This is a genomic window from Pseudorhodoferax soli, assembly GCF_003337555.1.
In the GTDB taxonomy this organism is placed as follows: Bacteria; Pseudomonadota; Gammaproteobacteria; order Burkholderiales; family Burkholderiaceae_C; genus Pseudorhodoferax; species Pseudorhodoferax soli.
Map to the genome: position 1 here is coordinate 1,012,855 of NZ_QPJK01000001.1, position 23,153 is coordinate 1,036,007.

Annotated in this window: 23 protein-coding genes and 1 pseudogene; 13 read left to right on the forward strand and 11 right to left on the reverse strand. The window is 69.2% G+C overall.

Going from position 1 to position 23,153, the window contains the following annotated elements; all coding sequences use genetic code 11:
• The first annotated feature begins 1 nt into the window (after nucleotide 1).
• From DES41_RS04645 to DES41_RS04655, 3 genes are all read left to right on the forward strand, one after another.
• Nucleotides 2-1,018: a DctP family TRAP transporter solute-binding subunit gene (locus tag DES41_RS04645; protein WP_114466298.1), complete on the forward strand. Its 1,017-nt coding sequence runs from the start codon at nucleotides 2-4 to the stop codon at nucleotides 1,016-1,018.
• A 54-nt stretch (nucleotides 1,019-1,072) separates the two neighbouring features.
• Nucleotides 1,073-2,116, forward strand: coding sequence for an NADP-dependent oxidoreductase (locus tag DES41_RS04650; protein WP_114466300.1), 1,044 nt, complete (start codon nucleotides 1,073-1,075; stop codon nucleotides 2,114-2,116).
• A gap of 107 nt (nucleotides 2,117-2,223) precedes the next feature.
• On the forward strand, nucleotides 2,224-3,204 hold the full coding sequence (locus DES41_RS04655; protein ID WP_114466302.1) for a Bug family tripartite tricarboxylate transporter substrate binding protein: 981 nt from the start codon (nucleotides 2,224-2,226) through the stop codon (nucleotides 3,202-3,204).
• Nucleotides 3,205-3,284: 80 nt separating this feature from the next.
• Here DES41_RS04655 and DES41_RS04660 read toward each other — a convergent pair.
• Nucleotides 3,285-4,024, reverse strand: a pseudogene (locus DES41_RS04660) (SDR family NAD(P)-dependent oxidoreductase).
• A gap of 588 nt (nucleotides 4,025-4,612) precedes the next feature.
• On the opposite strand from DES41_RS04660, the gene DES41_RS04665 reads away from it, so the two are divergent.
• Nucleotides 4,613-5,269 (forward strand): hydrolase, encoded by a 657-nt coding sequence (locus tag DES41_RS04665; protein ID WP_114466304.1) that lies wholly within the window; start codon nucleotides 4,613-4,615, stop codon nucleotides 5,267-5,269.
• 97 nt (nucleotides 5,270-5,366) lie between these two features.
• Here DES41_RS04665 and DES41_RS04670 read toward each other — a convergent pair whose 3' ends face one another.
• Nucleotides 5,367-6,239: an AraC family transcriptional regulator gene (locus DES41_RS04670; protein ID WP_114466306.1), complete on the reverse strand. Its 873-nt coding sequence runs from the start codon at nucleotides 6,237-6,239 to the stop codon at nucleotides 5,367-5,369.
• Nucleotides 6,240-6,700: 461 nt separating this feature from the next.
• On the opposite strand from DES41_RS04670, the gene DES41_RS04675 reads away from it, so the two are divergent.
• On the forward strand, nucleotides 6,701-7,291 hold the full coding sequence (locus DES41_RS04675; RefSeq protein WP_114466308.1) for a nuclear transport factor 2 family protein: 591 nt from the start codon (nucleotides 6,701-6,703) through the stop codon (nucleotides 7,289-7,291).
• A 136-nt stretch (nucleotides 7,292-7,427) separates the two neighbouring features.
• Entirely contained in the window at nucleotides 7,428-7,874 is a 447-nt protein-coding gene (gene trxC / locus DES41_RS04680; RefSeq protein WP_114466310.1) for a thioredoxin TrxC, read from the forward strand.
• A gap of 22 nt (nucleotides 7,875-7,896) precedes the next feature.
• Here the strand turns inward: trxC and DES41_RS04685 are convergent, their stop codons facing one another.
• Together DES41_RS04685 and DES41_RS04690 are read right to left on the reverse strand one after the other, a co-directional pair.
• Complete coding sequence (locus tag DES41_RS04685; RefSeq protein WP_114466831.1) at nucleotides 7,897-8,559, reverse strand: ion channel; 663 nt, start codon at nucleotides 8,557-8,559, stop codon at nucleotides 7,897-7,899.
• A 42-nt stretch (nucleotides 8,560-8,601) separates the two neighbouring features.
• On the reverse strand, nucleotides 8,602-9,813 hold the full coding sequence (locus DES41_RS04690) for an MFS transporter (protein WP_245965565.1): 1,212 nt from the start codon (nucleotides 9,811-9,813) through the stop codon (nucleotides 8,602-8,604).
• 79 nt (nucleotides 9,814-9,892) lie between these two features.
• Between DES41_RS04690 and DES41_RS04695 the strand changes: the two genes are divergently transcribed.
• From DES41_RS04695 to DES41_RS04705, 3 genes are all read left to right on the forward strand, one after another.
• Nucleotides 9,893-10,879: an AraC family transcriptional regulator gene (locus DES41_RS04695; RefSeq protein WP_114466312.1), complete on the forward strand. Its 987-nt coding sequence runs from the start codon at nucleotides 9,893-9,895 to the stop codon at nucleotides 10,877-10,879.
• Between the two features lie 134 nt (nucleotides 10,880-11,013).
• On the forward strand, nucleotides 11,014-11,691 hold the full coding sequence (locus tag DES41_RS04700) for a nitroreductase (protein WP_114466314.1): 678 nt from the start codon (nucleotides 11,014-11,016) through the stop codon (nucleotides 11,689-11,691).
• Nucleotides 11,692-11,796: 105 nt separating this feature from the next.
• A complete protein-coding gene (locus DES41_RS04705; protein WP_245965566.1) occupies nucleotides 11,797-12,678 on the forward strand; it encodes an alpha/beta hydrolase in 882 nt (293 codons plus the stop codon).
• A 37-nt stretch (nucleotides 12,679-12,715) separates the two neighbouring features.
• Here the strand turns inward: DES41_RS04705 and kynA are convergent, their stop codons facing one another.
• The 3 genes from kynA to kynB are packed head-to-tail and all read right to left on the reverse strand — an operon-like array spanning nucleotide 12,716 to nucleotide 15,468.
• Nucleotides 12,716-13,552 carry a tryptophan 2,3-dioxygenase gene (gene kynA / locus DES41_RS04710; protein WP_114466316.1) on the reverse strand — a complete coding sequence of 279 codons (837 nt, stop codon included), beginning with the start codon at nucleotides 13,550-13,552 and terminating at the stop codon, nucleotides 12,716-12,718.
• On the reverse strand, nucleotides 13,552-14,823 hold the full coding sequence (gene kynU / locus DES41_RS04715; RefSeq protein ID WP_114466317.1) for a kynureninase: 1,272 nt from the start codon (nucleotides 14,821-14,823) through the stop codon (nucleotides 13,552-13,554). Before kynU ends, kynA begins: the two co-directional genes overlap by 1 nt.
• Before the next feature lie 3 nt (nucleotides 14,824-14,826).
• Entirely contained in the window at nucleotides 14,827-15,468 is a 642-nt protein-coding gene (gene kynB / locus DES41_RS04720) for an arylformamidase (RefSeq protein WP_114466318.1), read from the reverse strand.
• Nucleotides 15,469-15,690: 222 nt separating this feature from the next.
• Here kynB and DES41_RS04725 point away from each other — a divergent pair, with 222 nt between their 5' ends.
• The 4 genes from DES41_RS04725 (at nucleotide 15,691) to DES41_RS04740 (ending at nucleotide 18,708) form a co-directional block, all read left to right on the forward strand.
• Nucleotides 15,691-16,614 carry an AraC family transcriptional regulator gene (locus DES41_RS04725; RefSeq protein WP_114466834.1) on the forward strand — a complete coding sequence of 308 codons (924 nt, stop codon included), beginning with the start codon at nucleotides 15,691-15,693 and terminating at the stop codon, nucleotides 16,612-16,614.
• Nucleotides 16,615-16,809: 195 nt separating this feature from the next.
• Nucleotides 16,810-17,544 carry a nuclear transport factor 2 family protein gene (locus DES41_RS38690; protein WP_211332891.1) on the forward strand — a complete coding sequence of 245 codons (735 nt, stop codon included), beginning with the start codon at nucleotides 16,810-16,812 and terminating at the stop codon, nucleotides 17,542-17,544.
• Nucleotides 17,545-17,622: 78 nt separating this feature from the next.
• Nucleotides 17,623-18,270 carry a hydrolase gene (locus DES41_RS04735; RefSeq protein WP_114466319.1) on the forward strand — a complete coding sequence of 216 codons (648 nt, stop codon included), beginning with the start codon at nucleotides 17,623-17,625 and terminating at the stop codon, nucleotides 18,268-18,270.
• A 177-nt stretch (nucleotides 18,271-18,447) separates the two neighbouring features.
• On the forward strand, nucleotides 18,448-18,708 hold the full coding sequence (locus DES41_RS04740; RefSeq protein ID WP_114466321.1) for a hypothetical protein: 261 nt from the start codon (nucleotides 18,448-18,450) through the stop codon (nucleotides 18,706-18,708).
• Between the two features lie 30 nt (nucleotides 18,709-18,738).
• Here DES41_RS04740 and DES41_RS04745 read toward each other — a convergent pair whose 3' ends face one another.
• Genes DES41_RS04745 through DES41_RS04760 form a run of 4 tightly spaced genes read right to left on the reverse strand, consistent with a single transcriptional unit; the run spans nucleotide 18,739 to nucleotide 23,130 of the window.
• Entirely contained in the window at nucleotides 18,739-20,127 is a 1,389-nt protein-coding gene (locus DES41_RS04745; protein WP_114466322.1) for an amidase, read from the reverse strand.
• On the reverse strand, nucleotides 20,124-20,879 hold the full coding sequence (locus DES41_RS04750; protein WP_114466323.1) for an aspartate/glutamate racemase family protein: 756 nt from the start codon (nucleotides 20,877-20,879) through the stop codon (nucleotides 20,124-20,126). The genes DES41_RS04745 and DES41_RS04750 overlap by 4 nt, the downstream gene beginning before the upstream one ends.
• Nucleotides 20,876-21,784, reverse strand: a complete 909-nt coding sequence (locus DES41_RS04755; RefSeq protein ID WP_114466325.1) for a polysaccharide deacetylase family protein — start codon at nucleotides 21,782-21,784, stop codon at nucleotides 20,876-20,878. The genes DES41_RS04750 and DES41_RS04755 overlap by 4 nt, the downstream gene beginning before the upstream one ends.
• Before the next feature lie 2 nt (nucleotides 21,785-21,786).
• Entirely contained in the window at nucleotides 21,787-23,130 is a 1,344-nt protein-coding gene (locus DES41_RS04760; protein WP_114466327.1) for an amidohydrolase family protein, read from the reverse strand.
• Nucleotides 23,131-23,153 lie beyond the last annotated feature (23 nt).

Consider the following 23,153-nt stretch of genomic DNA (forward strand, 5'->3'; position numbering starts at 1 on the left):
CATGCACCGCACGACCCGACGCCTGTTCACCGCCGCCCTCGCCACGCTGGCGCTCGCCTCTGCAGGCGTTGGCGCGCAGGACACCAAGCGCGCCCGCCTGGGCCATTCCTTCGCCGACAGCCACCCGCGCGCGGTGGCCATGAAGCAGTTCGCGGCCGACGTGGCCAAGGCCACCGGCGGCAAGGTGCAGATCGACGTCTACGGCAGCGCCCAGCTGGGTGCCGAAGACAAGATGCTGATCGCCACGCAGAGCGGCACGCAGGACCTGTACATGGGCGCGCTGGCGCCGATCTCCGCGCGCAGGAAAGAGCTTCAGATCTTCGACTTCCCGTTCATCTTCGGCAGCGACGCGGAAGCCGCCGCCGTGCTCGACGGCCCGGTCGGCCGCAAGATGCTGGATGGCCTGGGCGAGATGAACATGCAGGGCCTGGTGTGGGCCGGCGGCGCGTTCCGCAACATGTCCAACAGCAAACGCCCCTTGACCAGCATGGCCGAGATGAAAGGCCTCAAGGTGCGCGTGATGCAGAGCCCGATGGCCCTGGCCAGCTTCAACGCCATGGGCATGAACGCCGTGCCCATGGCGTTCAGCGAGGTGTATCCGGCGCTGGAGATCAAGGCACTGGACGGCTACGAGCACCCGGTGGTCGACATGTTCGCCAACAAGATGTTCGAGGTGCAGAAGTACCTGACCATCACCAACCACGTCTACACGCCGGTGGCGCTGGTGGCCTCCAAGCGCTGGTGGAGCAGCCTCACGCCCGAGCAGCAGCAGGCCGTGCAGAAGGTGGCCGAGGACACGCGCCGCCTGCAGCGCAACCTGGAACTCAAGGACGCGGCCGATGTCGTGGGCCAGCTCAAGGCCAAGGGCATGGCAGTCAACGAGATGCCGGCCGCCGAGCTCGACAAGATCCGCGCGGCCGTGCAGCCGGTGATCGACAAGAACATGGAGACGGTCGGCGCCGACTTCGCGCGCAGCTTCTACGCCGAAGTCGCCAAGGCGCGCGCGGCCACGCGCTGACAGCGCGGTGGACGGATAGCATCGGCTCCCGCCATACACCAGAGGGAGACAAGCATGACCACCGCCCGCACCAACCACCAGGTCCGCCTGGCCAAGCGCCCCGAGACCACCGCGACGCGCGAACACTGGAACTTCACCACCGAGCCGGTGGCCGATCCGTCGGACGGCGGTGTGCTGGTGCAGACGCTCTCGCTCTCGCTGGACCCGGCCATGCGCGGCTGGCTCAACGACGCCAAGAGCTACATCCCGCCCGTGGCCATCGGCGAGGTCATGCGCGCAGGCGGCGTCGGCCGCGTGCTCGCCTCGAAGAACCCGGCCTTCGCCGTCGGCGACACGGTCTACGGCACGCTGGGCGTGCAGGAATACGCGCTGCTGCCGCAAGAGGCCATCCAGCGCGCCGGCCTCGTGAAGATCGACCTGGGCATGGGCACGGTGGGCCAATGGCTCAACGTGCTGGGCATGCCGGGCATGACCGGCTACTTCGGCTTGCTGGACATCGGCCAGCCGCAGCCGGGCCAGACCGTGGTGGTCTCCGCCGCGGCCGGCGCGGTCGGCCAGACGGTCGGCCAACTGGCCAAGATCAAGGGCTGCCGCGCGGTCGGCATCGCCGGCGGCCAGGCCAAGTGCGACTGGGTGGTGCGCGAACTCGGCTTCGACGCCTGCATCGACTACAAGGCCGGCCCCGGCGCCGTGCGCGAAGGGCTCAAGCAGCACTGCCCGAAGGGTGTGGACGTGTACTTCGACAACGTGGGCGGCGAGATCCTCGACCACGTGCTGGCCAAGCTGGCACGCAAGGCCCGCGTGATCGTCTGCGGCGCCATCAGCCAGTACAACAACGCCAACAGCATGCCGGGCGCCGGCCCGCGCAACTACCTGAGCCTGCTGGTGAACCGCGCGCGCATGGAGGGCATGGTGGTGTTCGACTACGCCGACCGCTTTCCGCAGGCGATCGCCGAGCTGGCCGGCTACCTGAAGGACGGCCGCATGCAGAGCAAGGAAGATGTGGTGCAGGGCCTCGACAGCTTCCCCGAGACGCTGAACAAGCTGTTCGCGGGCGGCAACTTCGGCAAGCTGGTGCTGCAGGTGGCGGCGGCCTGAAACCGCCACCATGCGAATTTTTCGCATGCAACGTTGCTGATGCTGTGATGGACGGCAATGCAGGCGGATCCTAGGATGCGCCCATTGCCCACCCTGGAGTTGCCGCCATGACCATCCAACGCCGTCTTTCCCTGCTGGCCTGCGCGCTGGGCCTCTTGGCCGCCGCACTGCCGGCCGCCGCCCAGGGCAAGTACCCGGACCATCCCGTCAAGCTGATGGTGGCGCTGCCGGCCGGTGGCGGCGTGGACATGATCGCGCGGCTGGTGGGCCAGAAGCTGGCCGTGTTGAACGGCCAGCCCTACGTGGTCGACAACCGGGCGGGCGCCTCGGGCCGCATCGGCCTGCCGCTGGTGGCCAAGGCCGCCCCCGATGGCTACACGCTGATGGCCTCGCCGGCATCGTTCCTCACGACCAACAAGCACATCTTCAAGGAGATGCCCTACGACGCCGAGGCCGACTTCGCGCCCATCACCAAGCTGGCCAACCAGGCCATGGTGCTGGTGGTGAAGGACCGGCAGAAGTTCGCCAACGCCGGCGCGGTGCTGGCCGCGGCGCGGGCCAAGCCCGAGGCGGTGAACTACGCTTCGTCGGGCGATGGCAGCCCGCAGCACCTGGCCGCGCTGATGTTCGAGACGCGCATGAAGGTGCGCATGGTGCACATCCCCTACAAGGGCGGCGCGCTGGCCATCAACGACCTGCTGGGCGGCAACGTGGACATGCTGTTCGCACCCCTGCCCGAGGCCCTGCCCCACATCAAGGCCGGCAAGCTCACGGCGCTGGCGATCATGAGCGAGCAGCGCTCGGCACTGATCGCCGACGTGCCCACCATGCGCGAGGCCGGCATCGACAACATGGTGTTCCAGACCTGGATCGGCATGCTGGCCCCGGCCCGCACACCGCGCCCGCTGATCGACCAGCTGAACCAGCAGATCCACGCCATCCTGGCCAGCGACGAGGTCAAGGCGCAGCTGCGCGAGGCCGGCATGGACGTGGCACCGACGACGCCCGAGCAGTTCGCCAAGACCATCTCGGACGAAAGCCGGCTGCACGCGGAACTGGTGAAGGCCTCGGGGCTGGTGCCGCAGTAAGCGCCCGTACCACGATGCGCCGCAGAAACCTCATCAGGCCCAGGACGTACCGGGAAACTGGCGACTTCCGCTTGTATTTTTCAAGCAAGAGCGCCAGCGTCGACGAGCAACGACGCGCCGGTGATCAGGCCGGCGGCAGGACTTGCAAGAAACGCGACGGCGTCGGCGATTTCCTTTGGTTCACCGAAGCGTCCCAGTGAAGTCATACCTCTCTGGAACTCTGCCGCCGGGCCGCTCGCGGGATTCGCATCCGTATCCGTCGCACCGGGTGAACGATATTCACGGTAATTCCCTGGGGCCCAAGTTCACGTGACAGTCCGCGCGTGAATGCCACCAGCGCGGCCTTGGTCATGGCGTAGGCCGTGAGGCCAGGGAACGGCACACGCTCGGCCAAGCCAGACCCAATCGAAACGATGCGGCCGCCTGCCTTGAGGTGCGGAATCACAGCCTTTGCGAACAGTACAGGTGCGCGCACGTTCGTATCCATCAAAGCCTGGTACGCGTTCAAGTCGAGGTCGGCAATCATTCCAGTGTGGCCGATTGCCGCGCTGTTGACGAGAATGTCAATACCTCCCAGATGCCCAGCAGCTTCGCGCACTGCACGTGCGATGGCTTCCTCATCCGTACTGTCGGCCTGAATGGAAAAGGCACGGCGGCCCAGCCCTTCGATCGCCTTGACGACCCATGCGGCCTTGTCGGAGGAGTTGCGGTATGTAAAAGCGACATCTGCGCCATTATGTGCCAGCGCCTGCGCGATGGCGGCGCCGATACCGCGCGAGCCTCCGGTGACGAGAGCCAGTTTTCCGTTCAGATTGATCATATCCGTCCTCAGGTTCGGTAATTCGGGGAATGGCTTCAAGCGATTCCCCGGCTACACATAAAATCCGGTCCCGCACCCGTACATCACGGGTACTCGATGTGAAAATCCGCGCCAGGCACCACCGAATTCCAGCTTCCAAACTGCACCCGACATACCGCCGTTCGAACGGGGCACATTCTTCATGAACTTCGTCGGGAATATGCAGCCGGGCCGGAGGCACGACGATCCACATCGCATGGAAACCTTCGCGATGTGAGCGCGAAGGTCGACCCCAGTATCTTCGGACGGCTGACGAAACGCACTGTCTGATCCTGCCGTGTCCAGATTGAAATTGCCTTTGGCGCGCGCTGTGTGCATCGACACAGCACGCCGAACGCAACGCATGCATGGTCGATGCACGCGAAACCGGAGAAGTGGTCAATATCCGACTGGTTGGTGCAACGTCAGACAGTGCAACTGAGCGCGAGCATGGGCACCATCCCATGGGCACCGACGGTGGATTCCCCGGTGTGAGGATCGGCTTGGGACGACGCGCGACCAGGTCTTTCCAGCCAATTGCATCGCGCCCGTCTGACCAAGGAACATGGAATGACCAAATCCGGCCTCACGGCACTTCTCCGCCCCGAAGACAGCATCGTTGTGCTGATCGACCACCAACCATTTCAGTTCGCGAATCTGCACAGCCATGAACCAACGATGATCGTGAACAACGTCATCGGTCTGGCCAAGGGCGCAAAGGCATTCAACGTCCCGACGATTCTCACGACCGTACTGGAGGAGCGGGGAGGCTATTTGCTGAAAGGGCTCCAAGATGTGTACCCCGAGCAAAAGCCCATCAACCGGACGTTCATCAATACCTGGGAAGACCCTGCGGTCACAGACATTGTTCAGAAATCCGGGCGCAAGCAACTCATCCTTGCTGCTCTCTGGAGTGAGGTGTGCCTTGCCATGCCGGCAATCCAGGCGCTGGGCGAGGGTTATGAAGTTTTCGTCGTCACCGACGCATCCGGCGGCGTGTCCCCCGAGTCGCACGACATGGCCATTCGGCGGCTCGTCCAAGCGGGCGCGGTGCCCATGACGTGGCTGGCGGTGCTGTGCGAATGGCAGCGCGACTGGGCCCGGGAAGTCACTGCGCAAGCGCTGTCTCAGGTGCTGCTCGAGCACGGCGGCAGCAGCGGCATCGCATTGGCATGGGAAATTCAGCTCCTCAACTCGGCCGGGAAAGCCGTCGCCAACGGGGTCTGACGAAGCCCCACCGATGGAAGGCCCCAGGCCCTTGCTTGGGTGTCCGGGGGCCGCGCCTGATGTCCTCCCTACCGCGCAACGCCGAACGGAGAAATTTTTACGAGGCGCGGTCCTTACGCCATGATGACGGCGTGACGCCGGTCATCTTCTTGAACATCCGCGCGAAATGCACGGCATCGGCAAAACCCGTGGCCTCCGCGATGTCCTCGAGCGACATCGTTTTGAAAAGCAATAGCGCTTGGGCTTGCTGAATTCTCGTTTGCAGTTGCCATTGGTATGGCGCCAATCCAGTCGTCGCCTTGAAGGCGCGACTGTAGTAGGACGGGGATAAACCCGCAAGCGCGGCCAAGGTGGCCAGTTCAACGCGATGCGGCATATTCGCTTCAAGAAACGAAATGGCGTCTCTCAACTGAAGCGGCGACAACTTCGATTCTCGCTTGGGTGCGTTCCTGGCCCGGCTGAGCAGCCGTGTCGCCAGGGCCGTGACCAAGGCATCTCCGTAAAGCTGCACAGACGGGTCGGGATCCTCTACGACATCGGACAGCAATTTCATCACCGTCGCAAGTCGCTCGTCGGTGAACCGGAGCACGGGACCATCGGTCAGATTTCCGTCGGACGGCAAATGACACTGCTCGCGCAGCTTGTTGACGTCGAAACACAGCCTGACGTCTCTGGCGAATCGAATGTCGCCGCTGTATCCCCAGATGCTCATTCCTGCAGGAACGAAGTTCAGCTGCAGAGGTTTGTAGTCTACAGGACAGGGAACACCTCGGTCCAATCGAGGTTCCGAACGATGGGCACCGACCTCTTCGAGAATCAACCCTAGCCGGGACTCCTCGTGATGGGGGACTTCATACATCACCCTGCCTGAACAAGTAAATTTTGCGTGAATGACGGTCGCGCAATGCCATGTTCTCGATGCGCTGCTCAAATTCAGAACATTTTCCGGTAGATCTACAGAGGTCTGCATTGTGGATTAACTGTTCGGTCAGGAGTTTTGAATCAGCCGAGGCGACGGACTGGGTGAATGGTCGGGCTGGCCGAACCAGGCGAAAGACATGTTCCAGATTTCTCATGGGTTTGCCGCCTGCGGAGGTCGGTATGCGTCGACCCAGCCTTGGTCGTGTTCTCTCGCGCATTGTGACGTGGCCCGCGGCGTGACGCAGAAGGCTGCCACGCACGCACTGTGCCAACCCGTCCGTATCGCGCATCGGATACTCTGAAACATGCCCAGGCACTGCGGTGGAATGGGCGAGAACCGACTGTATTGGGCAAATGCAGACAGTGACTTGGTCCTGGTTCCCAGGAAGAATTTTTGGGGCGACGCTGGCCGTCGGGGCTTTGGACGCACCTTGGGCTTCAACCCGGCGTCGGCCCGCCCCATGGACGCGCTCCGACTTCGCTGATGCCCATTACTTGAAAGGTGGAACCATGACTATTTCCAAGCACAAGGATTCGAATCCGGCCGACCGCCGCAACTTTATCGCCGCGGGTGCCGCTGGCGCTGCAGCCGTGGTATTGGGTGAGAACGCCGAGGCTGCACCCGCTGCCGGCAGCACCGCTGCCACGCGGGTCGTCGCAGAGTTTTTACAGAACACGGCGCCGGAGAAGATTGAAGCAGCGACAAACCGCCTCGTGGCGGAAGACGCCACCTATATCTCGCTCAACTTCGACAATCCAGAATTGAAGAAGATCCTGCCGTGGACCGGCACGCAGAAAGGGCGTCAGGCCTACATCACCACGTTCACTGGCGTGGCCAAGCTCTGGACGGTCGAGGACTTCAAAATCTTTGACCTGTTCGGCGCTGGCGACAATGTCGCGGTATTCGGCTCGTTCACGTACCGCTCCAACGCACGGGGAAAGTCGTTCACGTCGCCGTTCTCGGTCCATGCGAAGGTCAAGAACGGCAAGATCGTCTACTTCCTCTTCATGGAGGACACGTTCGCCTCTTCGCGCTCCTTCAGTTCGGGTGGCACGTGGACCATCAAGACCGACGCCAACGGCCCGGAATTCCAGGTCTGAGGCGCCACTCTTCGACACCTCCCTGCCTGTCTCGCCCTCCCGCGCGAGGCAGGCCTGCCAAGGCGCCATGGCGACCGCGCCCGCCCCGGCGGCACGCGTGGCTTGAAATCCGCCCGGCCGCCCCGCAGCTGAATCCATGACCACCCCGCTGCACCTCGTCTGCCCGCACTGCCACACCACCAACCGCGTCGCCACGGCCGACCTGGCCAAGGCGCCGGACTGCGGCAAGTGCCACCAGGCGCTGTTCACAGGCCATTCGGTGGCGCTGGACGCCGCCAGCTTCGAGCGCCACATCGGCCGCAGCGACATCCCGGTGCTGGTGGACTTCTGGGCACCCTGGTGCGGCCCCTGCCGCCAGATGGCGCCGGCCTTCGAGCAGGCCGCGGCCCAGCTGCAGCCGCATGTGCAGCTCGCCAAGCTCGACACCGAGGCCGAACAGGCGCTGGGCGCGCGCTTCAACATCCGCAGCATCCCGACACTGGCGCTGTTCCGCGGCGGCCGCGAGATCGCACGCCAGGCCGGCGCCATGGGTGCGGCCGACATCGTGCGCTGGACGCAGGCGCAGCTGGCGCGGGTGGGCTGAGACCGCGTCGACGATCCAGGTCTCAGCGCCGCTGCAGCGTGAGCCCGATCAGCCGCGACACCACGGCCGCCAGGTAGATCACGCCCGCGAACATCTCCAGGCTGGCCATGGCGCGCGCCAGCGGCCGCACCGGGATCACGTCGCCGATGCCGGTGGACGACAGCAGCGCGAAGCTCAGGAACACCAATTCCGTCCAGCTGCGCGGCGCCTGCGGGTCGATGGCCGCGAGGAAGCTGCCGGGCTGCAGCGCCTGCAACACCACGAACACATGGGCGAAGGCCCAGGCCAGCAAGGTGAAGGTGGCGCCCGCGGCGAACAGCTCGTCGGTGGTGGCGCGCAGGTCGCCCAGCATGTAGGCGATCAGGCTGCCCACGGCGTAGAAATAGAACACCGCCTCCAGCGCCGCAGACCAGGGCAGCAGCCAGTGCATGTCCCAGGCCGACTGCAGCACCAGCAGCACGATGGCCGGCAGCGCGATGCACACGCTGAGCCAGGTCAACCCCGGCGTGCTGCGCACCATGTGCGTGGTGACGATCAGCACGAGGATGCCGAGCGTGCCCAGGGCCAGCGGCCCGGCCCGCGTGGCCTCGAGCAGCGGGTACAGCACCAGGCCCGCCAGTTGGACGAGCAGCAGGATGGCGGAGGGATGGCGCCGAGTGAGCGCGAGGAAACGCAGGGGACGCATGCGCCGCATTCTCGGCGCAGCGCCCCCGCCCGCTCGCCGCCGTCAGGCTTGCCGGGCAGGCCGGGGGCCGTGGCGCCAGACCAGCAGCGCGCCCAGCGTGACCGAGCCCAGCGCGAACAGCGGTCCGCCGTGCGCGCCCACATGGTCGACCAGCAGGCCCCCGCCGATGGCGCCGCTCGCGATGGCGACCTGGAAGGCCGCGACCAGCAGCCCGCCCGCACCCTCGGCCTGGTCGGGCGCGGCACGCACGATCCAGGTCTGGAAGCCCACCGGGAACGCACCGAAGGCAAAGCCCCAGAGCACCACGGCCACGGCCGTGACGGCCACCGACGAGGCGCCCACGAGCAGCACGCCGGCCAGCAGCGCCACCAGGCTGCCGCCGGCCACGATGGCGCGGCGCTCGCTGCGCTCGGCGATGGCGCCGCCGACCAGGTTGCCGAAGAAGCCGCCGACGCCGTAGCCCAGCAGCACGCCGGTAATCGCGCCGACCGACAGGTGCGTCACGTTCTCCATCAGCGGGCGGATGTAGGTGAAGCCCGCGAAGTGGCCCGAGATCACCAGCAGCACGGCCAGCAGCGCCACGCGCACGTCCGGCCGCGTGAGCAGTTCGGCCAGGACGCGCAGGTCGGGCCGGTCGCGCGGCGGCAACGCGGGCAGCGTGGCCAGCTGGAAGGCCAGCGTCACCAGGCTCACGCCGCCGGCCGCCCAGAAGGCGCTGCGCCAGCCCCATTGCTCGCCCATCCACGCACCGATGGGCGCGGCGCAGACGGTGGCCACCGACACGCCGGTCAGGATCAGCGCCATGGCGCGCGCGAAGCGGTCAGGCGGCACCAGCCGCAGCGCCAGCGCGCCCGACATCGACCAGAAGCCGCCCAGCGCCACGCCCAGCAGCACGCGCGCCACCAGCAGCGCGGGCAGGCTGGTGGCGGCCACGGCCAGGCCGTTGGACAGGACCAGCAGCACCGTCAGCGCCAGCATCACGGCGCGGCGGTCCAGGTTGCGCGTGAGCAGCGGCAGGCTGGGCGCGGCCACGGCCGCGACGAGCGCGGTGGCTGTCACGGTCTGGCCTGCGGTGCCTTCGCTGACGTGCAGGTCGGCGGCCATGGCGGTGAGCAGGCTCGCCGGCAGGAATTCGGCCGTGACCAGGCCGAACACGCCCAGCGCCAGTGCGGCGACGGCCGGCCAGTGGGCCTCTGTGGGTGCCGGCGCGGCGCCAGCGGTGGAGGGGCAGGTGGTGCAGGAAGCGGAAGACACAGGGTAAACACCAGGTTGGACAAGCAGAGCGCGGAGCTTAGGCCTAAGATCTGGGCGTTTGAATGCCGGAAAAGCCGAAATGCTTGACGAATCCTCCAGCCCTGCCCCGTCCGCCGCGGAACTGCCCGCCATCCCCCCCGACCGCCGGGACACGCTCACGCGCATCCTGCTGGGCCTGCGGCTGGATGGCGTGGAGTACGGCCGCTGCCTGGTGCGCGCGCCCTGGTCGCTGCGCTTTCCGGCCCAGCGCGACGCGCACTTCCACTTCGTCGCCAGCGGCGGGGCCTGGCTGCGCCTGCCCGGCAGCGCCTGGGTGCGGCTGGAGCCCGGCGACGCCGTGCTGCTGCCGCGCGGCAGCGCGCACGAACTGGCCAGCGCGCCCGACCTGCCGGCCACCGACATCGCTGCCCTGGCACGGGTGCCGGTGTCCGAGCAGGTCTACCTGGTGCGCGATGGCACGCCGGACGACGGCGACGCACCGGCCGACCTGCTGTTCTGCGGCAGCATGCGCTTCAACCTGGATCCGCTGCACCCGCTCATGGCGCTGATGCCCGACCTCATGCGCGCGGGCGAACTCGCGCTGCGCGACCCTGGCGTGCCGGCCCTGCTCGACGCCATGGAGCGCGAGGTGGCGCTGGACCGCATCGGCAGCTGCGGCATCCTCGCGCGGCTGGCCGACGTGCTGGCCGCCAGCATCATCCGCGCCTGGGTGGAATGCGCGTGCGGCGACGCCACCGGCTGGCTGGCGGCCGTGCACTGCCCGAACATCGGCAAGGTGCTGGCCGCCATCCATGGCGAGCCCGAGCGCGACTGGAGCGTGCCCGCGCTGGCCGAACTCATGGGCGCCTCGCGCTCGCGCTTCGCCGAGGCCTTCACCAAGACCGTGGGCGAGAGCCCGGCGCGCTATGTCGCCAAGGTCAAGATGTTCCAGGCCCGGCACTGGATCGCGCAGGAGGGCATGCGCGTGGCCGTGGCGGCCAGCCGGCTCGGCTACGACTCCGAGGCTTCCTTCAGCCGCGCCTTCAAGCGCGTGATCGGGCAGCCGCCGAGCGCGGTGCGGGGCTGAGGTGCCCCGCGATCGCGTGCGCCGCATGTCGCGCAAGTGATCGCAGGCGGCCGCTGGCCTGCGGATGATCGCCCGCGCGATCGACCGGCCGGCCATGGCCGGCGGCCCCACACAGCAACGACAGGGAGACATGCATGGAATTCGACCAGGTGGTGCGCCAGCGCCGCAGCATCCGCGGCTACCAGAACAAGCCGGTTCCGAAGGCGCTGATCCGCGAGGTGCTGGAACTCGCGATCCGCGCCCCGACCTCGCTCAACACCCAGCCGTGGAATTTCCACGTGGTCACCGGCGCGGTGCTCGACCGGATCCGCGCCGGCAACGTGGAGCGCAACCTGGCCGGCGTGCCGCACTCGCGCGAGTTCCGCATGGGCCCGGACTACGCGGGCCCGCACCGCGAGCGCCAGATCGGCATCGCCAAGCAGCTGTTCGCGGCCATGGGCATCGCGCGCGAGGACAAGGCCGCGCGCCAGGACTGGGTGCTGCGCGGCTTCCGCCAGTTCGGCGCGCCGGTTTCCATCGTGGTGACCTACGACCGCGCCATCCACGGCAGCGACATCGCGCCCTTCGACTGCGGCGGCGTGGTCAACGCCATCGTCAACGCAGCCTGGTCGCGCGGCCTGGGCTGCGTGATCAACAGCCAGGGCATCATGCAATCGCCCGTGGTGCGGGCCGAGGCCGGCATCCCCGACGACCAGGTGATCCAGACCTGCATCGCCATGGGCTGGCCCGACGAGAGCTTCCCCGCCAACGCCGTGGTGTCGCAGCGCAAGTCGGTGGACGAGGCGGCGCGCTTCGTGGGGTTCGACGACTGAGCGCCAGGCCGGTGGCGCGGCCCGCCGCGCCGGCCACGCCCACGCGGTGATCCGAACGCGCCGGGCGGCCGTACACCAGCCTCACGCGTCACCGACCGAGGCCACTTGCTCCGCACATCCCCGCTCTTTCGCGCGCTGGCCCTGCTGGTCGCCGCACTCGCCACGCTGCCCCTGCTGGGCGGGTGCTCTGCCACCGGCACGCTGAACGCGCTGTCGGCGCGCGGCAGCTACACCCTGCAATCTGGTGTGCCCTACGGCGACGGCCCGCGCCAGCAGCTCGACATCTACACGCCCACCGCCACGCCGCCCGCCGCAGGCTGGCCGATGGTGGTGTTCTTCTACGGCGGCTCGTGGAACTCCGGCGCACGCGGCGACTACCGCTTCGTCGGCGAAGCCCTGGCCGCGCAAGGCGTGCTGGCGCTGATCGCCGACTACCGCCTGTACCCCGAGGTGCGCTACCCGGAGTTCCTGCGCGACAGCGCGCGGGCCGTGGCGCATGGCCTGGAGCAGGCGCAGCGCCTGGGCGCCGACCCGCGCCGCGTGTTCGTGATGGGCCACAGCGCGGGCGGCTACAACGCCGCCATGCTGGCATTGGATGCGCGCTGGCTGCAGGCCGCCGGCCACCGCCCGCAGGAGCTGGCCGGCTGGATCGGCCTGGCCGGCCCCTACGACTTTTTCCCGACCGACAACCCCGACGTGCAGCCGGTGTTCTTTCACCCCGACTATCCGCCGCGCGCGCAACCGATCGACTTCTCGCCGACCGATGCGCCGCCGGCCTTTCTGGGCGCCGCCGCAGAGGATGCGCTGGTCAGCCCCGAGCGCAGCACGGTGCAACTGGCGCACAAGCTGCAAGCCGCCGGCGTGCCCGTGACGCTGCGCCTGTACAGGCGCGTGAACCACGCCACGCTGGCGGGCGCATTCGCCTGGCCGCTGCGCTGGCTGGCGCCGGTGCGCGAGGACGTGGGCGCCTTCATCGCCGGGCACTGATGCGCAAGGCCCGCACCGAGCGCGCTTTCACGCGCGCTCAGAGCGCCGTGCGCACCGACCAGATCTCGGGGAACAGCACCACGTCCAGCATCTTGCGCAGGTAGCTCACGCCGCCCGTGCCGCCGGTGCCGCGCTTGAAGCCGATCACGCGCTCCACCGTGGTCACATGGCGGAAGCGCCAAAGCCGGAACGCGTCCTCGATGTCGGTGAGCTTCTCGCCGAGCTGGTACAGGTCCCAGCGCTGGTGCGGGTCGCGGTAGACGGCGGCCCAGGCGGCCTCGACTTCGGCACTGGCCGCATAGGGCTGGGTCCAGTCACGCTGGAGCCGGTCGTCCGGAATGTCCAGGCCCGCGCGCGCCAGCAGGCGCAGCGCTTCGTCGTACAGCGAAGGCCCGCGGTAGGCGGCCTCCACCTGGGCCAGCAGGTCCGGCCGGTGCGCGTGCGGCTTGAGCATGGCCGCGTTCTTGTTGCCCAGCGCGAACTCGATGCACCGGTACTGCGCGCTCTGGAACCCGCTGGAGTTGGCCAGGTAGGGCCGCATGGCGCTGTACTCGGGCGGTGTCATGGTCGAGAGCACGGTCCAGGCGCTGACCAGCTGTTCCATGATGCGCGTGACGCGGGCCAGCATCTTGAAGGCGTCGGCGCGCTGGTCGCCGGCGATCGCCCCGATGGCGGCGCGCAGCTCGTGCAGCATGAGCTTCATCCACAGCTCGCTGGTCTGGTGCTGCACGATGAACAGCATCTCGTCGTGCGCTGGCGACAGCGGGTGCTGCGCGTTCAGGATTTCGTCCAGGTGCAGGTAGTCGCCGTAGCTCATGGACTGGCTGAAGTCCAGCTGGGCCTTTTCGTCGTGGACGATCTTCTCGGCTCCCATCAGGTCACCGCGTTCTTCTGGTTGAACTCGGGCAGGCGCCACTCTTCGGTCGCCAGGACTCCGCGCAGGTGTTCGACGGAATGCCAGACGTCCTCGAAGCCCAGGTACAGCGGCGTGAAGCCGAAGCGCAGGATGTCGGGCATCTGCGCATCGCCGGCGCGGTAGTCGCCGATCACGCCGCGCGCGATCAGGGCCTGCACGATGGCGTAGGCGCCCTCGCTGCGCGAGAGGCAGACCTGCGAGCCGCGTTGCGCATGAGCGCGCGGCGTCACGAGTTCCAGGCCATGGCCGGCGCAGCGTTCTTCGACCAGTGCGATGAACAGGTCCGTCAGCGCGAGCGACTTCGTGCGCAGCGCCGCCATGCCGCCCAGCGGCTCGGCGGCCAGCACCGTGTCCAGCCCGCACTCCAGCCCCGTGAGGCTCAGGATGGGCTGCGTGCCGCACAGGTAGCGCGCGATGCCGGGCGCCGGCCGATAGTCACTCGTGAACGCGAACGGCGCCGCATGCCCCCACCAGCCCGACAGCGGCTGCCAGAAGCGCTGTGCATGGCGCGGATGCACCCAGACGAAGGCCGGCGCCCCCGGGCCGCCGTTGAGATATTTGTAGCCGCAGCCGACCGCGAAGTCGGCACCGCCGCCGTTCAGGTCGACCGGCACCGCGCCGGCGCTGTGGGCAAGGTCCCAGACCGCGAGCGCGCCGGCCGCGTGCGCGGCGGCGCTGATGGCCGCCATGTCGTGCATGGCGCCAGTGCGGTAGTTCACATGCGTGAGCATCAGCACGGCGGTCTCGGGCAGCAGCGCGGCGATCTGGCCCGGCTCGTCCACCAGCTGCAGCGTGAAGCCGCGCTCGCGGCACAGGCCCTCGGCGATGTAGAGGTCGGTCGGGAAGTTGCTGCGCTCGCTGACGACCAGGCGGCGCTGCGGTGCGTCCTCGGCGGTGATCTTGAGCGCGGCCGACAGCACCTTGAACAGGTTGACCGAGGTGGAATCGGTGCAGACCAGTTCGCCAGGCTGCGCGCCGACCAGCCGCGCGAGCCGGTCGCCCAGGCGCTGTGGCAGGTCGAACCAGCCGCTCTCGTTCCAGGCGCGGATCAGCTGTTGGCCCCACTCCTCGGTCACCGCGGCGGCGATGCGCGCGGGTGCGGCGGCGGGCATCACGCCGAGCGAGTTGCCGTCGAGGTAGATCACGTCCGCGGGAATCGTGAACAGGTCGCGCAGCGGGCGCAAGGGATCGGCGGCATCGCGCGCGCGGCAGTCTTCAAGGGTGGTCATGGTTCAGCGTCGGAGTTCGCGCAGCACGGCGCGCACGGGGGAGGCATCGGCCGTCGTCAGCTTGAGCGGCAGCGCGATGAGTTCGTAGTCGCCCTCGGCCACGCCGTCGAGCACGAGGTTCTCGAGCACGCGCATGCCGTGCAGGCGGATCAGTTGGTGGCTATCGAGCGTCTTGCTGTCGGCCGGGTCGATGCTGGCGGTGTCGATGCCGATCAGCCGCACGCCCAGCGCGGCGAGCCGCTCCACCGTGTCGGGCGCGTAGGCCGCGAGCTGCGGGTCCCAGCGGTCGATGGGCATGCGCGCGTAGGTGCGCACCAGCAGGCGCGGCGGCAGGCCATCGAGCGCATGCGCCAGGTGCGCCCACGTGACCAGCGGCCCGCAACCGATGGCATGCACCACGCGGCACGGCCCCAGGTAGGGCGCGAGGTCGACGGCGCCGATGGCGGCGCCGGCAGGGTCGTAGTGCAGCGGTGCGTCGGCGTGCGCGCCCACGTGCGGCGACAGCGTCAGCTCGCCGACGTTGACGGGGCAGCCGGGGCCGATGCTGGCGGCCCAGCGCTGCTGGTAGGGGGTGTCGCCCGGGAACACCGGCGTGCCCGCGTGCACGGGCGGCGAGATGTCCCACAGGCGGGGTTCGGAAGGCATGGGCGTGAAGGTAGCGCCATGCAGGGGGGCGTGGTGTCGGTTATTTCCAACAGGGCGGTGCGCGACGCCGCGGGCCTGCGGGGCTGCGCGGTGGTCGCGCGCCGTGTCCGCGCCGAACGGCCCCGATGCAGCGCGCCTTCTACCCGATCCAGGCCTTTCCCCGCCTTCCATGGGCAAAAGGGCGGCTGCGGCATAGTTCCCGCGATGACACTGCAGCGCACCATGCATCGGCCAGTCGACGACGCCGCCGCGCCGCCCGCGGCGGCTGCCCGGACGGGCCCCGCCGTGCCCCTGCCCGACAACGTGACCCGGCTGACCCAGGCCCAGCGCGGGTGGAACGCCGTGCAGCTGACGGTGACCGACTTCCAGTGCGCCGGCCCCGTCGTCCATCGCCTGGGCAGCGACGACCAGGTTTCCATGAGCACCGTGCTGCAGGAGGTGGGGGGGCGCTGCGAGCCCCGCCTGCGCAAGAACCGGCCGAGCCCGTTAGCCCACCGGCCCAGGCACCTGACCGTCGTGCCACCGGGCATGGAGGTCTGGGGCTATGGCGACCAGCTGCGCTTCGCACGCGACGCCACGCTGCAGTTCGATGCCGACGCACTCGAGGCCCGGCTCGGTCTTCGCGTGGACGCGGACGGTCTGCACGTGCCCCGGCTGGGCATCGCCGACGACCATGCCTGGACCCTGGTCCGGCTGCTGGCCGATGTGGTCGACGACCCCGACCCATCGACGCAGCTGTACGGCGATGGCCTGGTCACAGCGGTCTGCGCCAGGCTCTTTGCCGGGCGGCAGAACGACGCCCCCCGCACCGGCGCGGGCTTGGCGCCCTGGCAGCTGCGGCGCGTCATCGAACGCCTGGACGACCGGCTGCCCGCGCGCGTCGAACTCGCCGAACTGGCCGAGCTGGCCGGGCTGTCCCAATCGCACTTCAGCAAGGCCTTCAAGGCATCGACGGGGCTGGCGCCGTACCGATGGCAGCTGGATGCGCGCATTCGCCGGGCCAAGGCACTGCTGCTCGACAGCGACGCACCGCTGGAGTCGGTGGCCGAGGCCACCGGCTTCGCCGATGCCGTGCACTTCGGCAAGGCGTTCCGCAAGCTCGTCGGCGCAAGCCCCGGCGCGTGGCGGACCGACCGCAAGCATTGACCCGCGCCACGCGTCCGGTCAGGCCTCGCCCTGCCCCCGCACGCACGACGCCGCCGCCGTGATCGATTCGAACTGCTGTCCGCAGGAACGGACAGTGCCGCGCGCGCCGCATGCCGGCAACATCCTTTCCATCTTGCAGCCCGCCAGCATGCATTCGGCAGCGGTTCGGGCGGCCCCACAGAAAGGACCACGGACTTGTCGATTGATCGTTTCCCCGTCGGGTTGGAAGTGGACGTTGCCTACCCGCAGTTCCAGGTCCACCTCGCGCTGCTGTCCGCCACCCAGCTGCGGTTCGAGATCAAGGAGGGGCCGTTCGCGCGGACGGAGACCGTCGACATCCAGGTCGTCGCGCTCGGCAACGGTCTCTTCGCCGTGAGCTGGCAGGAGAAGGATGGCGCGACGGTCACGAATGTCCAGGACTATGACCGCGGACAAGTCCACTCCTTCGCGACCCTGCCAGGCGGCCAGTTCCTGCGGATGACCGGCACCATGGCGGTTACGCGGCCCGCCGAGCGCGCGCTCGATGCGCGTCCCGCGAGGAACAAGGCCCTGGTGCGCGATGCGATGACGTCGCTGTTCCAGCGTCACGATGCGTCGGCGGTGGACCGCCTGTACGCGGCCGACTACGTGCAGCACAACCCCGGCATCCCGCAGGGCCGTGACGCCTTGCGGGCCCTCGTTGCCAAGCTGTCGCCGGACGTGCACTACGAGCCCGGCCTCATGGTTGCCGAAGGCGATCTGGTCGCCATCCACGGCCGCATCCGCGGCTGGGCGGACGCACCCCAGGTGGTGATCGATCTGTTTCGCATCGCGCACGGCAGGCTGGCCGAGCACTGGGATGTGCTGCAGAACGAGGTGCCCGCGACGGCTGCCCTTGGCGGCATTGCCATGTTCGACCCCGACGAAGCCGCGCGTAGCGGCGCATCGTAGGCGACGCACGCCACAACCTGCCTATTCTTCCCAACCCCCGTGGCGCCTCGCCGCCGCATTTGCCCGACAGGAGTTTCCATGCCCAAGACCGGCCTTTCCGGACTGTTGCGTCCCGAAGACAGCATCGTCGTCCTCATCGACCACCAGCCCTACCAGTTCGCCAACCTGCACAGCCATGAGCCGACGATGATCGTCAACAACGTCATCGGCCTGGCCAAAACAGCCAAGGTGTTCAACGTTCCGACCATCCTGACGACCGTGATCGAGGGACGGGGCGGCTACCTGATCAAGGGTTTGCAGGACGTCTTTCCCGAACAGAAGCCGATCGACCGCACCTTCATCAACACCTGGGAAGATCCCAAGGTCACCGACATCGTGAAGAAAAGCGGACGCAAGCAGTTGGTGCTGGCCGCGCTGTGGACCGAGATCTGCCTCGCGATGCCGGCCATCCAGGCGCTGGGTGAGGGCTACGAGGTGTTTATCGTGACGGACGCCTCCGGCGGCGTCTCGCTGGAGGCCCACGACATGGCCGTGCGGCGCATGGTGCAGGCCGGCGCCGTGCCGATCACCTGGACCGCCGTGCTCGCCGAATGGCAGCGCGACTGGGCGCGCGAGGAGACCGCAGCAGGCGTGTCGAACGTGGTGCTCGAACATGGTGGCGCCAGCGGCGTGGCGCTGGCGTGGGAGTTGCAGTTGCTGGCTACGGCGGCACGGGCGGGCAAGTAAGGCCCGGCCGCAGCAGCAACCCTGGCCGGTGCGCCGCGGCCCCTGCCCCTGCCCCGCGCGTCTGCCGCGCCGGGCTTCCTCCTACCCGCGTTGCTCGCCGTCGGCGGACAGCCGGGCATCCCCGCCGTGCCTACGCTGGCCATGCGACCGCGACGGCGCACACCACAGGAGGCAGCGATGACCCCGACCGACAGACCACAGGACCACCCCGACCTGCAGGGTCAGCCAGGCCAACCCCAGCCCGGCGCCATCAATCCGGCCAGCGCGCAGGGCGGACAAGGCGAGAGCCAGCCCAGCATGACCCAGGTCGACACGACCAAGACAGCTGGCGCCACCGCCACGCAGATGGACCCGCAAGGCCGTGCACTGGGCGTCGACGGACGGCAGGAGGGACCGGACGGCCCGCCAGACACGGCTCCAAGCGAGTCGCAGCCCTAGCCGCCGCGTCGTGGAGCTGCGCGGCGAGCTCTAAGCCCCCAGCGCCTCGATCTCCCACGCGCACTGCAACACCCGCGGGTCCTCGAACCGCGGCCCCACCACCTGCAGCCCCACCGGCAGCCCGCGCACCGCGCCGGCCGGCACCGAGCACGCCGGCACGCCGCAGTAATTGAACAGCGGGGTGAAGGCCGCATGGCCGCGCGGCCCGGCCGGCTTGCCGCCGATCTCGGGCGGGCCGAGTTGATCCAGTGGCCAGGCCGTGACCGGCGTGGTCGGGCACAGCAGCAGGTCGTAGCGTTCGAAGAAGCCCGACAGGCTGGCGATCAGCTTCTCCTTGAGCCGCAGCGCGCGCGCCACCTGCTCGGGCGTCACCGCCGCGCCGGCCTCGATCTGCGCCACCAGCACCGGGTCGATGAGAGCGCGGGCGTCGGCCAGCCGGGCGCCGTACAGCGCATGCAGACCGGCTTGCTGCAGCGCCAGCAGCGGGTACTCGCGCGCCTCGGCCGGCCAGGGCGGATCGGCATCGTCGATCTGCCAGCCGGCAGCGCGCAGCGCGTCCACACGCTGCTGCAATGCCTGCAGCACGTCGGCGTCGACCGCGAAGTCGCAGCCCAGCTGCGGGCTCCAGGCCACGCGCAGCGCCGCGGCCGGCGCTTGCAGACCGGGCGTCGCCTCCAGCCCCACGGCGATTGGCACGCCGGCCGGGTCGGCTGCGTCGTAGGCCAGCAGCTGGTCGTAGAGCCATGCGCAGTCTTCCACGTTGCGCGCGAGCTGCCCGACCACCGAGAGCCCAAAGTTCGGCTCGGCGAAGCCCCAGGGATGCGGAATGAGCCCGTTGCTGGGCTTGAAGCCGACCAGGCCGCAGTGCGCCGCAGGCCGGCGCGTGGAACCACCCGCGTCGGTGCCCAGCGCCAGCAGGCCCAGGCCCGCGGCCAGCGCCGACACGGCGCCGCCCGAGGAGCCCCCCGGCGTAAGCATGGGGTCGAGCGGGTGGCGCGTGGCGCCGTACAGCAGGTTGCTGGTCACGCCCTTGCAGGCGAATTCCGAGCAGTTGGTGATGCCCAGCACCACCGCGCCGCGCGCGCGCAGGCGGGCCACGGCCCAGGCGTCGCGCGGCGCCACGAAGTCCTCGAACAGCCGCGAGCCCTGGGCGATGTGCCGGCCTGCGACCCAGAGGTTGTCCTTGACGGTGAACGGCACGCCGGCCATGGGCAGCTGCTCGCCGGCCGCCAGCCGCGCATCGACCGCCGCAGCCTCGGCCAGCACGGCTTGCGCGTCGAACTGCACGATGGCGTTGAGCGCCGGGTTCAGCCGCTCGACGCGTTCGATGAAGTGGCGTGCCACGGCCACCGCGCTCAGCGCGCCCGCGTTGACCTGACCTGCCAGCGCGCGTGCGCTGCGTTCGTGCAATTCCGTCATGCCGTCCTTCCGAACAACTGTGCGAGTGCGGGCGACACGCCCTGCACGGAACGCCCGCCCGTGGGGCTCACGCTGCCCACGCGTGCGCGCGGCAGGCGCAGGCCGGCCATGGCCTGGGCCAGCGCCACCGCGCAGCCCACGCCGTCCAGCAGCGGCACGGGCAGCTGCGGCTGCAGCGCCTCGGCCATCGATGCCATGGCCGCACCGGCGAGCAACACGGCCTCGGCGCCGTCGCGTTCGATGAGCGTGTGGGCGGCCGCCACCACCGCATCCTGCGCAGCCTGTATGTCCTGCGGTGAGCCGACCATCTGCTGCGGCGTGAGCGCCAGCGTCTCGACGCCGGCCAGGCGTTCTCCCAGGCCGTAGGACTGCACGAGCTCGCGGTACAGCGGCCCCATGCGCGCGCCGTTGGTCAAGAGGCCGATGCGCGTGGCCACGGTCGCGCCGCACAGCAGGCCGGCCTCGGTCATGCCGACGACCGGGATGTCGAGCAGTTCGCGGCAGGCCCACAGCGCGGTGTCCAGCGACACGCCCAGCACCACGGCGTCGCAGCCCGGTGCATGCCGGGCCACCAGGTCGAGCACGCCGTGCTGGGCGAGCGCGTTCTCGGCACGCGAGCCGATCACCGCGGGGCCGAAGCTGCCCGTCACTGCCAGCAGCTCCGTGCCGGGCGCGGCCCGCACGCGTGCGGCGGCCAGCACCGCGTCGGTCACGGCCTGGGTCAGGTTCGGGTTGACCAGCAGGATCTTCATGCGGCGTCCTCCGGTGGTGGCACGTTCGCCAGCCAGTGGCGCGCGATCTGCTCGCGCGTGGCGCACCACGCGCCGCCACGCTGGGCGATGTGGCGTGTCAGCTGGCGCAGGCCCTCGATGCGGCCGGGCCGGCCGATGATGCGGGTGTGCAGGCCGATGGAGAGCATGCGCGGCGCCGTGCGCGACTCGGCCAGCAGCGCATCGAAAGCATCGATCGCGTAGTCGGCGAAGTCGCTGCCGCGCACGTAGGCATAGCTGTCGAAGAAGCGCATGTCGTTGGTGTCGAACGCGTAGGGCAGCACCAGGTGCGGCTGGCCCGCCACGCGCACGTAGTAGGGCAGGTCGTCGCTGTAGGCATCGCTGTCGTACAGGAAGCCGCCCTGCTCGACCAGCAGGCGCCGCGTGTTGACCGATGCCGAGGACTTGGTGTGCCAGCCCACGGGCGCACGGCCGTGCAGGCGGCGGATGCTCTCCACGCAGCGCGCGATCAGCGCGCGCTCGTGGCCCTCTTCCATGCCCGCATGCGATTCCCAGCGCCAGCCGTGGCAGCAGACCTCGAAGCCCTGCTCGGCCGCGTCGGTGGCGATCCAGGGCGTGGCTTCCAGCGCCCGGGCGCAGGCGTTCAGCGTCAGGCCGATGCCGGCGTCCATCAGGTGCCGCGTGATGCGCCAGTAGCCCACGCGCGCGCCGTACTCGAACTGGCTCTCCATGCACAGGTCGGGCGCGCCCACCACCTCGTGCTTGACCTCGTGTTGGCTCTCGTTGCGTGCGTCGCCGGCGCTCAGGGCGAACTCGGCGCCCTCCTCCACGTTGAGCACGAAGGACACGGCCAGGCCGGCATCGCCGGGCCAGCGCAGTGCGGGGTAGTTCCAGCGGTAGCCTGAGAAGTCGCGTGCGGCTGCCATGCTCAGCCTCCCCTGGCGCGTTGCCACAGCGCGTTGGCCGCACGCTGGGCGTCGTCCAGGATCTGGTCCAGGTCCACCTGCGTGGGCCGGCCCGAGGCCACGACCTGGCGCCCGGCCACCCACACGTGTTCGACATCGCGGCCTTGCGCCGTGTGCACCAGGTTGCCGACCGGGTTCACACAGGGCACCAGGTGCGGCTGGCGGAAATCGAACGCCACCAGGTCGGCCTGCTTGCCCACCTCGACGCTGCCGATCTGCCCGGCCAGCCCCATGGCCTGGGCGCCGCCCATGGTTCCCATGCGCAGAACGTCGACGGGCTGCCAGAAGTCGTCCACGCCATCCTCCTGGATGCGGCCGATGGCCAGCGCCCAGCGCAGCACCTCGACCATGTCGGCATGCATGTTGTCGGTGCCCAGCGTCAGCGCCGCGCCCGCACGCCGCAAGGCCGAGGTGGGCGCGGCCGTGCCGCCTGTCGCGTTGCCCTTGGGAATGTGGGCGACGTGGATGCCGGCGCGCCCGCAACGGGCGATGTCGGCCTCGTCCAGGAACAGGCAGTGCGCCGCCAGCAGGTGGTCGTTCAGCAACCCCACCTCGTCGAGCAATTGCGCGGGCGTGCGGCCGGAACGCAGCATGACCTGCGCGACTTCCTTGCGGCTTTGCGCCAGATGGGTGTTCACGCGCAGGCCGTGCCGGCGCGACGCCTCGCCGATGCGGGCCAGCAGCGCGTCCGAGCAGGTGTCGGGCGCGTGCGCCGAGAGTTGCACGCCGGTGCGGCCGTCGAAGGCCCCATGCCAACGTTCGGCCAGCGCCAGCGCCTCGCCCAGCGTGCGTTCGCCGATGGCGTCGTGGTGCTCCCAGCGGCCGTCGCCGATCAGCGAGAAATCGGCGTCGTGGATGCGGCCGCAGCTGTACACGCGGCCGCCGATCCCGGCCATGGCCGGCAGCGTCAGGTCGGCATGCACATAGGTGTCGTTGACCAGCGTGGAGCCGAACAGCAGGGCCTCCACCGCGCCGAGGCGGGCCAGGGCCACGGCCTCGTCGGGCGTCACATCGTGGCCATGCGGAATGCCGGGCGTGTAGGCGGGCGCGAAGCCCAGGTCTTCGGCCACGCCGCGCACCATGCTCAGGATGGCATGCGTGTGCACGTTGACGAAGCCGGGCGTCAGCACCCTGCCGCGCAAGGCCAGCCGCGGCAGCTGTGCCTGCTCGGGCGGCAGCTCGGCCATGGGGCCGACCCAGGCGATGCGGCCCGCGCGGATGGCGACACCGGCGTTCTCCAGCACCCGCATCTGCGCGTCCACGGTCACGACCGTGAGGTCGGTCAGCAGTCGATCGGTCGTGTCCATGGTCCGGTTCGGTTCGGTTGCGG

What these genes read in the sequence shown, in the direction of transcription:
- DES41_RS04645 (WP_114466298.1), top strand. Translation starts at nt 2, where the DNA reads ATGCACCGCACGACCCGACGCCTGTTCACCGCCGCCCTCGCCACGCTG.
- DES41_RS04650 (WP_114466300.1), top strand. Translation starts at nt 1,073, where the DNA reads ATGACCACCGCCCGCACCAACCACCAGGTCCGCCTGGCCAAGCGCCCC.
- DES41_RS04655 (WP_114466302.1), top strand. Translation starts at nt 2,224, where the DNA reads ATGACCATCCAACGCCGTCTTTCCCTGCTGGCCTGCGCGCTGGGCCTC.
- DES41_RS04665 (WP_114466304.1), top strand. Translation starts at nt 4,613, where the DNA reads ATGACCAAATCCGGCCTCACGGCACTTCTCCGCCCCGAAGACAGCATC.
- DES41_RS04670 (WP_114466306.1), bottom strand. Translation starts at nt 6,239, where the DNA reads ATGCAGACCTCTGTAGATCTACCGGAAAATGTTCTGAATTTGAGCAGC.
- DES41_RS04675 (WP_114466308.1), top strand. Translation starts at nt 6,701, where the DNA reads ATGACTATTTCCAAGCACAAGGATTCGAATCCGGCCGACCGCCGCAAC.
- trxC (WP_114466310.1), top strand. Translation starts at nt 7,428, where the DNA reads ATGACCACCCCGCTGCACCTCGTCTGCCCGCACTGCCACACCACCAAC.
- DES41_RS04685 (WP_114466831.1), bottom strand. Translation starts at nt 8,559, where the DNA reads ATGCGTCCCCTGCGTTTCCTCGCGCTCACTCGGCGCCATCCCTCCGCC.
- DES41_RS04695 (WP_114466312.1), top strand. Translation starts at nt 9,893, where the DNA reads ATGCTTGACGAATCCTCCAGCCCTGCCCCGTCCGCCGCGGAACTGCCC.
- DES41_RS04700 (WP_114466314.1), top strand. Translation starts at nt 11,014, where the DNA reads ATGGAATTCGACCAGGTGGTGCGCCAGCGCCGCAGCATCCGCGGCTAC.
- kynA (WP_114466316.1), bottom strand. Translation starts at nt 13,552, where the DNA reads ATGGGAGCCGAGAAGATCGTCCACGACGAAAAGGCCCAGCTGGACTTC.
- kynU (WP_114466317.1), bottom strand. Translation starts at nt 14,823, where the DNA reads ATGACCACCCTTGAAGACTGCCGCGCGCGCGATGCCGCCGATCCCTTG.
- kynB (WP_114466318.1), bottom strand. Translation starts at nt 15,468, where the DNA reads ATGCCTTCCGAACCCCGCCTGTGGGACATCTCGCCGCCCGTGCACGCG.
- DES41_RS04725 (WP_114466834.1), top strand. Translation starts at nt 15,691, where the DNA reads ATGCATCGGCCAGTCGACGACGCCGCCGCGCCGCCCGCGGCGGCTGCC.
- DES41_RS04735 (WP_114466319.1), top strand. Translation starts at nt 17,623, where the DNA reads ATGCCCAAGACCGGCCTTTCCGGACTGTTGCGTCCCGAAGACAGCATC.
- DES41_RS04740 (WP_114466321.1), top strand. Translation starts at nt 18,448, where the DNA reads ATGACCCCGACCGACAGACCACAGGACCACCCCGACCTGCAGGGTCAG.
- DES41_RS04745 (WP_114466322.1), bottom strand. Translation starts at nt 20,127, where the DNA reads ATGACGGAATTGCACGAACGCAGCGCACGCGCGCTGGCAGGTCAGGTC.
- DES41_RS04750 (WP_114466323.1), bottom strand. Translation starts at nt 20,879, where the DNA reads ATGAAGATCCTGCTGGTCAACCCGAACCTGACCCAGGCCGTGACCGAC.
- DES41_RS04755 (WP_114466325.1), bottom strand. Translation starts at nt 21,784, where the DNA reads ATGGCAGCCGCACGCGACTTCTCAGGCTACCGCTGGAACTACCCCGCA.
- DES41_RS04760 (WP_114466327.1), bottom strand. Translation starts at nt 23,130, where the DNA reads ATGGACACGACCGATCGACTGCTGACCGACCTCACGGTCGTGACCGTG.